Annotated in this window: 6 protein-coding genes; all 6 read left to right on the top strand. The window is 64.8% G+C overall.

Annotated features, from left to right (window positions below; translation table 11 throughout):
* Window positions 1-88 precede the first annotated feature (88 nt).
* The 6 genes from GM910_RS19410 (at window position 89) to GM910_RS19435 (ending at window position 8336) form a co-directional block, all read left to right on the top strand.
* Window positions 89-1921 (top strand): heparinase II/III domain-containing protein, encoded by a 1833-nt coding sequence (locus tag GM910_RS19410; protein WP_159590258.1) that lies wholly within the window; start codon window positions 89-91, stop codon window positions 1919-1921.
* Between the two features lie 149 nt (window positions 1922-2070).
* Window positions 2071-4011: an ABC transporter substrate-binding protein gene (locus GM910_RS19415; RefSeq protein ID WP_159590260.1), complete on the top strand. Its 1941-nt coding sequence runs from the start codon at window positions 2071-2073 to the stop codon at window positions 4009-4011.
* 141 nt (window positions 4012-4152) lie between these two features.
* A complete protein-coding gene (locus tag GM910_RS19420; RefSeq protein ID WP_159590262.1) occupies window positions 4153-5148 on the top strand; it encodes an ABC transporter permease in 996 nt (331 codons plus the stop codon).
* Entirely contained in the window at window positions 5145-6281 is a 1137-nt protein-coding gene (locus tag GM910_RS19425) for an ABC transporter permease (protein WP_159590264.1), read from the top strand. Before GM910_RS19420 ends, GM910_RS19425 begins: the two co-directional genes overlap by 4 nt.
* Window positions 6271-7296, top strand: coding sequence for an ABC transporter ATP-binding protein (locus GM910_RS19430; RefSeq protein WP_159590274.1), 1026 nt, complete (start codon window positions 6271-6273; stop codon window positions 7294-7296). Before GM910_RS19425 ends, GM910_RS19430 begins: the two co-directional genes overlap by 11 nt.
* Window positions 7293-8336 (top strand): ABC transporter ATP-binding protein, encoded by a 1044-nt coding sequence (locus tag GM910_RS19435; RefSeq protein WP_159590266.1) that lies wholly within the window; start codon window positions 7293-7295, stop codon window positions 8334-8336. The genes GM910_RS19430 and GM910_RS19435 overlap by 4 nt, the downstream gene beginning before the upstream one ends.
* The last annotated feature ends 156 nt before the right edge of the window (window positions 8337-8492 follow it).

Raw genomic sequence — 8492 nt, forward strand, 5'->3', positions numbered from 1 at the left:
CCAGCTACGCAGTCGTTGATTGCAAAATTTGCGTTATTGCAAATTGTGCTTGGTCTCATAATCTCGCGCCCGAACGGAAGGAGACAAGATGTCCTCGCTTCGGCTTTGGAACGTGCGCCGCGTCGATGCCGCCCTGGCGCAGACAGGCGTGTTCACGCCCTTCGCACCGGGTGCCGACCGCAAGGGCTGGGCAGCCATCGCTGCGCGGGTGGGAGAGGAAAACGTCGCCTTGCTCCGGGTGCGGGCAAGCGAGGACGCGACTGCGCCGATTCCCGCGCTGCCGGCGAGCCTCTATCTCGATTTCCAGCGCACCGGCCGGCGCGAACCCTATGAGGACGCCCAGCGGCGGCGGCGCAGCATGCTCTACCGCCTCGTTCTCGCCGAGTGCCTGACATGGGAGGGAACCTTCCTCGACGCGATCTGCGATATCCTCTGGGCGCGGCTGGAGGAGACCAACTGGGCCTGGCCTGCCCACGCCCGCACCCTCGATGCGCCCGACCGCCCGACCCTCGATCTCGCCGCCGCGATGACGGCGCTGGATCTGGCCGAGGTCGACTATCTCATCGGCAACCGGCTGGACGAGAACCTGCGCGCGCGCATCCGCAGCGAGGTCGACCGGCGTGCCGTGTCGCCATTCCTCCACCGGCACGACCATTGGTGGCTGCATTCGACGCCGGACAGGCCGGTGAACAACTGGACCGCTGTGTGTGTGGCCGGCGCAGCGGGGGCGGCCTGCTATCTGGAGCCGGACCGGGCGCGTCTGGCCGAGATCATCGCCCGCGCCATGGCCTCGCTCGCCGACTATCTCGATACTTTCGATGCGCGCGGCGGCTCCACGGAAGGGCCCGATTACTGGAGCTACGGCTTCGGCAATTTCGTCGTCCTCGCCCATCTCGTGGAGGTGCGCACCGGTGGCGCCGTGCGCCTCCTGGAGGACCCTTTTGTGCGCGAGATCGCCCAGTTTCCGTTGCGTACGATACTTGCACCCGGGCAATGGGCGAGCTTCTCCGATTCCGACCTTCAGGCCACCTTTCATCCCGGCCTGCTTGCCTATCTGGCGGAGCGCCTCGCGCTGCCCGATCTGGCGCAGATGGGCGTTGCCAATGATTTCACCGTTGATCACTTCAACCAGTTCGCCTGGCCGCTTCGGCAATATCTCTGGCCGCTGCCGGATGGTGCAACGCATTTCGGCGGCGGTGCGCACGACTGGTTTCCCGATATGGCGTGGATGATCTCGCGCCTCGATCCCGCCGACCCGGCTTCCCTCAAGGTGGCCGTCAAGGGCGGCCACAACGCGGAGATGCACAACCAGAACGACGTCGGCTCGCTGATCGTCATGACACGCGGCCGTGCCGTGGTCACCGATCCGGGGCGCGGGCGCTATTCGAAGGCGTATTTCGGGGCCGAGCGCTACGAGAACCTGATGACCTCATCGCGCGGGCATTCCGTGCCGGTGGTCGACGGGCATCTCCAGCAGCCCGGCATGGCCTTCGCGGCGCGCGTGGTCGAGCACCGCCACGATGCCACCGGTGACCGCCTGCTCCTCGACATGACCGCCGCTTATCCCGTCGAGGCGGGGCTCGCCTCGCTGCACAGGACGCTGGAGGTCGACCGCCGCATGCCAGGCGGGGCGGTCACGCTCACCGACGATTTCGTCCTCGAGGACGGGGGCCGATCTTTCGAGAGCGTGCTGGTGACCACCGGCGACGCAGAGATCCGCGGCGGCACCGTCGTCATGCGCGCGGGGGAAGGGGGTCTGGAGGTGTCCTTCGACCCGGAAAGCGTGTCGGTACGGCTGGAGCGGCATCGCGATGTGGAAAAGCAATATGCGCCCTCCGTCGACCTGACCCGTGTCATCTTTGCGCTTACGAAACCGCAGAAAGCCGGACGGATTTCTCTCCTCATGCGACCGCTCGGCTGAAAAGCCGAATGAGATAAAGCGCTTGCGCATAATTGCGCAAAAAACGCAAATTACCGGAAAATTGTTGCCTGAGCGCAAATTTGTGCTAGCCTTGGGAGCGTTACCGAGGAGAGGCCGCCTGCAAGCGGCCGGATGGGAGGAGAAGTCTAATGGTCAAGCGCATTCCGCACCCAGATGCCCATGTCCGGGCAGCCCGTTCAAGCAAGGTCTTGGCGGCGCTGCTATCGGGCCTCATGCTTTCCGCCGTACCCGCTCTCGCCTTCGAGCAGGCGCCCATGCTCGACGAGCGCGTCGAAAGCGGCGACCTTCCGCCGGTGGACGAGCGCCTGCCGAAGAACCCGCTGGTGGTCGAGCCGGTCGAGGGCATCGGCAAATATGGCGGCGTCTGGCGCATGGGCATGCGCGGCGGCGACGACAACGGCCTAGTCGCCAAGACCGCGGCTTATGAAGGGCTCGTGCGTTATGATCACAAATGGGAGAAGGTCGTCCCCAATCTCGCCGAGTCCTGGGAGATCAGCGACGACGCCACGGAATACACCTTCAAGCTGCGCGAAGGGCTGAAATGGTCCGATGGTCAACCGATGACCTCGGAGGACATCGCCTTCGCCGTTGAGATGTTCCAGAACCCGGAATATCCCGCCAACAGCAACTGGATCGACATCAAGGACAACCCGGTCAAGGTGGAGGTGGTCGACGACCTCACCTTCAAGTTCATCTTCGACAAGCCCAACGGCATGCTGATGGACACGCTTGCCACCATCAATGGCACCCAGGTGCTTACCATTCCCAAGCACTATTGCAGCCAGTTCAGCCCTGACCACAATCCCGACGCCGACAAGATGGCGAAGGAGGAGGGGCATCAGAACTGGACGTTCCTGATGCAGCAGAAGTGCGCCTGGGGCTGGGAATCCCAGCGCTGGGCCAATCCGGAACTACCCGTCATGTATGCCTGGCGTATCACGGAGCCGCTTACCGGCGACGCCGCGCGCGTCGTCTGGGAGCGCAATCCCTATTATTTCAAGGTCGACGCGGAGGGTAACCAGCTCCCGTATATCGACGGGCTGGACATGCGGGTCAGTCGGAGCCTGGAGGAGCTGACGCTGCTCGCGCTCAACGGCGAGATCGATTTCCAGGACCGCCACATCGCCACCAACGCCAATCAGGCGGTGTTCTATGACGGGCAGGAGAAGGGCGATTATCACCTGGGCAAGGTCATCCAGTCGGTCTCCTCGTCGCTCGTGCTGCAGCTCAACTTCAACCATGACGACCCGGTGAAGCGGGCGCTGTTCCAGGACAAGGACTTCCGCATCGGCCTGTCGCATGCCATCGACCGGCAAGAGATCATCGACGTGGTCTTCATCGGCCAAGGCGAGCCCTTCCAGGTCGCGCCGCGCCCCGAATCCCCCTTCTATGATGAGGAGATGGCCAAGCAGTACACGGAGTTTGATCCGGAGAAGGCCGTCGAGCGCCTGGAGGCCGCCGGCCTGACCGAGATGAACGGCGACGGCATCCGCCTGATGAGCGACGGGCGCCCCGCGCGCATCGTGGTCGACGTGATCGCCGCCTTGAGGCCCGAGTGGATCGACATGCTGGAACTGATGCAACTCCAGCTTGCCGAGGTCGGCGTTGACATCGAAATCAACAACATCGACCGCACGCTCTTCTACGACAAGCGCCCTAGCAACGACTACGACGCCCAGGTATGGGCCGGTGACGGTGGCCTCGATGTCATGCAGGAGCCGCGCTACTATTTCCCGTCGGGCGAGGAATCGGTGTGGGCCTACAAGTGGCAGGCCTGGTACACCGGTGCCAACCAGCAAATCGCCGAGGAGCCCGCCGACTGGGCCAAGGAGCAGATGGCGCTCTATGACGAGCTCAAGGGGGAGGGCGATGCCGACCGACGGGCCGAGCTGATGCGCGAGATTCTCGCCATCGCCAAGGAGAATTTCCCGGTGATCGGCGTCAGCCTCATGCCGGACGGCTACTACATCGCCAAGAACAATCTGAAGAATGTCGCTCCGTCCATGATCAACGCATGGCTCTTCCCCGAGCCCGCCGGCTACGATGCCACGCAGTGGTATTTCGAATGATCATGCGTTCCGCTCCGCGCCGGCTCTCCAGGCGCGGAGCACCGGCTGCGGCCGGATCCTGAGTGGCGGCGGGGGCTTGGTCCTCCTCCCGGCTCCCGCCGCCCTCGGCACCCGCGATCTTAACAACCGGAGTCCGCTCCAATGCTCCGCTTTCTCGTCGGCCGGCTGATCTCGATCGTGCTGACCGTCTGGGCCATCTCCTTCGTGGCCTTCGCCATTATACAGCTGCCGCCGGGCGACTACCTGACCGCCTATATGGCCGAGCTCAGTGCCCAGGGCGAGCGCGTCTCCCCGGCCGAGCTCGAGGCGCTGCGCCGGCAATATTCCCTCGGCGATCCTTTCCTCGTCCAGTATTGGAAATGGATTTCGGGCATCCTCGCGCATGGCGATTTCGGTAGCAGCTTTGAATGGAAGCGGCCGGTGACGGAGCTGATCTGGGGCCGGCTTGGTAATTCCATCCTGCTCGAGGGCCTGGCCGTGCTCGTCATGTGGCTGGTCGCGCTGCCCATCGGCATCTATGCGGCCGTGCGCAAATATTCCCTCGGCGACTATCTGGCCACCGTGTTCGGCTTTCTCGGCCTTGCCGTGCCGAACTTCCTCTTCGCGCTGGTGCTGATGTATCTCACCTATGTCTGGTTTGGCACGACGCTCGGCGGCCTGTTCTCGCCAGCGTTCGAGCGCGCCCACTGGAGCCTGCCACGGCTTTGGGATTTCCTTACCTATGCCTGGGCGCCGATCATCGTGCTTGCCACCGCCGGCACGGCTCAGCTCATTCGCATCATGCGCGCCAATCTGCTCGACGAGCTGAAGAAACCCTACGTCACCACCGCACGCTCCAAGGGCTTGCCCGAGTGGAAGGTGATCGTCAAATACCCGGTGCGCGTCGCGCTCAACCCGCTGGTCTCGACCATCGGCTGGCTTCTGCCGACGCTGGTCTCCTCCTCGGTCATTGTCTCGGTGGTGATGAACCTGCCGACGGCCGGCCCGCTTCTCCTGCGCTCGCTCACCAGCCAGGATATGTATCTGGCCGGCACCATCATCATGCTCTTGGGCGTGCTCACCGTCATCGGCACGCTGATCTCCGATCTGATCCTGGCCTGGCTCGACCCACGCATCCGCCACGGAGGCGCCCGATGACCGCCGAAGCCTTGACAGAGGACACAGCGCCACCGGAGATCAAGCGTTCGCAGGAGTCCCAGGCGGCGCTCATGTGGCGGCGCTTCCGCCAGCACCGGCTTGCGGTGTGGAGCCTGTGGATCGTCGGCCTCTTCTATTTCATTGCGCTCTTCGCCGAGTTTCTGGCCCCCTTCGAGCCGTCCGCCTACAATCCGCGCTACACCTATGCCGCACCGCAAGGCATCCACTTCATCGATAGGGATGAGGAGGGGAACTGGACCTTCCGGCCCTTCGTCTACGGTTACAAGTCGGAGATCGATCCGGCCGCGTTGCGTCGCACCTTCGTCGTCGACCGCGACGTCAAGCATCCAATCAATTTCTTCGTCGAGGCGGAGCCGTACCGGCTCCTCGGCATCATCCCCATGGACGTCAAGCTGTTCGGCACGACCGAGCGGCGGGCGCCTCTCTACATCCTCGGTGCCGACCGGCTGGGGCGCGACCTTCTGAGCCGCCTCATCCACGGCACGCGCATCTCGCTCTCCATCGGCCTCATCGGCGTGGTGCTGAGCCTCGTCTTCGGCGTCATCATCGGCGGCTTCTCCGGCTATTATGGCGGCTGGTTCGACAGTGTCGTCCAGCGCGTCATCGAGTTCATCCGCTCGCTTCCCACGATTCCGCTGTGGCTGGGGCTTGCCGCTGCATTGCCGCGCGACTGGTCGTCGCTGCAGACCTATTTCGCAATCACCGTCATCCTTTCGCTCGTCGGCTGGACGGAGCTCGCGCGTGTGGTTCGCGGGCGCTTCCTGGCGCTGCGCACGGAGGATTTCGTCACCGCCGCAAGGCTCGACGGAGCCAGCGACTGGCGCGTGATCACCCGTCACATGGTGCCGAACTTCATGAGCCATATCATCGCGGCGGCCACCCTCGCGATTCCCGGCATGATCCTGGCGGAGACGGCGCTTTCCTTCCTCGGTCTCGGCCTGCAGGCGCCTATCGTCAGCTGGGGTACACTGCTTCAGGAGGCGCAGAACATCCGCACGCTCGCCAGTGCGCCGTGGCTGCTCCTGCCCGGTGTCGCCGTGGTGGTGGCCATCCTCGCCCTCAACTTCCTTGGAGACGGACTTCGCGATGCCGCAGACCCCTATGGCCGATAGGCCGCTTCTCAAGATCGAGGACGTCGAGATCGCCTTCTCGTCCCCGGACGAGGCGGACATCGTCGCCGTGCGCCAGGTGGACCTCGCGCTCGGCCCCGGCAAGACGCTGTGCCTCGTCGGCGAAAGCGGCTGCGGAAAGTCCGTCACGGCGCGGGCCGTCCTGCACCTCAACGACCAGAACGCCGTCATCAGCCGCGGCCGCATCCTCTTTTCCCCGCCGGGAGACGAGACCGTCGACATCGCCGCACTCAAATCCGACAGCCTGGCCATGCGCAAAATCCGGGGCAACCAGATCGCCATGATCTTTCAGGAGCCGATGAGCTCCCTGTCGCCGGTTCACACAGTCGGCGACCAGATCGATGAGATGATCACGCTGCACGAAGGACTGAAGCCGAGGGAAGCGCGCGAGCGCACGGTGAGCCTTCTCGACCAGGTGGGCGTTCCCGGCCCGCGCGAGCGTGCCGACTCCTATCCCTTCCAGCTCTCCGGCGGCTTGCGCCAGCGCGCCATGATCGCCATGGCGCTCGCCTGCAAGCCGGCGCTCCTGATCGCCGACGAACCGACCACCGCCCTCGACGTGACCACCCAGGCGCAGATCCTCGATCTCCTCAAGGAACTGCAGGAGGACTATGGCATGGCCATGCTCTTCATCACCCACGACCTCGGGGTGGTGGCGGAGATCGCCGACGAGGTGGCGGTGATGTATCTGGGCGACGTGGTGGAACAGGGCAACGTCTTCGATGTCTTCCGCGCCCCGCGCCATCCCTATACGCAGGCGCTGATGCGGTCGATCCCGACCATCGCCCGCAAGAAGGAGCGCCAGCGTCTGTCGCCGATCAAGGGCACCGTGCCTTCGGCGAAGGATCGGCCCGAGGGCTGCGCCTTCACCAGCCGCTGCCCCTACGCCTTCGAGCCGTGCGCCGGCACGAAGCCCGACCGCGCGCCCCTCGGCAACCACGTGGCGCGCTGCCATCTCCTCACCGAGAGCGCCCGGAAGAATGAGGTTCCGGCATGACAGCGCTTCTCTCGGTCGAGAACGTTTCCAAGACCTTCTCCTTCCGCAGCGGCTGGTTCGGCCCGCTCACCACGCTCGACGCGCTCTGCGACGTCACGCTCTCGGTCGCTCCCGGCGAAACGCTGGCCGTGGTCGGCGAGAGCGGCTGCGGCAAGACCACGCTCGGGCGCTCGATCGTACGGGCACAGCCGGTGACGGCGGGCAAGGTGACCTACCGTCCCCCGGGCCACGACCCGGTGGAGCTGACGGCGCTCGACAAGCGGGCGATGAAGCCCTGGCGGCGCGACATCCGCATGATCTTCCAGGATCCGATGAGCTCGCTCAATCCGCATATGCGGGTGTTCGATATCGTCGCCGAGCCGCTGCGTATCCACCGTCTCGCCAAGGGTCACGAGCTGGAGGAGCGCGTTGCCGGCGTGCTCGAAAAGGTCGGTATTCCGTCCGACGCCATGGGGCGCTACCCGCACGCCTTCTCCGGCGGCCAGCGCCAGCGCATCGGCATCGCCCGTGCCCTGGTGCTCGACCCCAAGCTTGTCATCGCCGACGAGGCCGTGTCGGCCCTCGACGTCTCCATCCAGGCGCAGGTGTTGAACCTGCTTGAAGACCTGAAGGACGAGTTCGGCCTCACCTACATCTTCATCAGCCACGATCTCGGCGTCGTGAACTACATCGCCGACCGTGTTGTGGTCATGTATCTCGGCCACGTGGTGGAGAACGCGCCCACCGAAGCGCTGTTCGAGCGCCCGCGCCATCCCTATACGGAAGTGCTGCTCGAGGCGCTGCCGATTGCCGACCCCACCCGCCGGGTGCGCCGCGCCAAGACCGTGCGCGGCGAGATCCCTTATCTCGGCAGCCGCCCTCCCGGCTGCCCCTTCCACACCCGTTGCCGTTTCGCCGAAGACCGCTGTCGCGCGGAGAGGCCGGCGCTGCGCAAGGTCGGCGAGACGGAGGTGGCCTGCCACTTTGCCGAGACGCTGGAACTGAAGGGGGCCTATGGGGACGCGCCTGCTGTTGGTGCCGGCTCGAGGGTGCCGGCATGATTTGGAGTGCTTGGACCATGCGCACCCCGCAAGATCATGCTGTATCGGAGAGGATCAGCGCCCTACGTCGCCCCCCTTGTAACTCAAGCTCCGCCGCATCTGATATACTCATAGTTGCGGTGGCTGGCGGGAGACCGATTCCCCCTGGGGACACTG

The sequence above is a fragment of the Chelativorans xinjiangensis genome (assembly GCF_009812055.1).
GTDB classification, from domain to species: Bacteria; Pseudomonadota; Alphaproteobacteria; order Rhizobiales; family Rhizobiaceae; genus Chelativorans; species Chelativorans xinjiangense.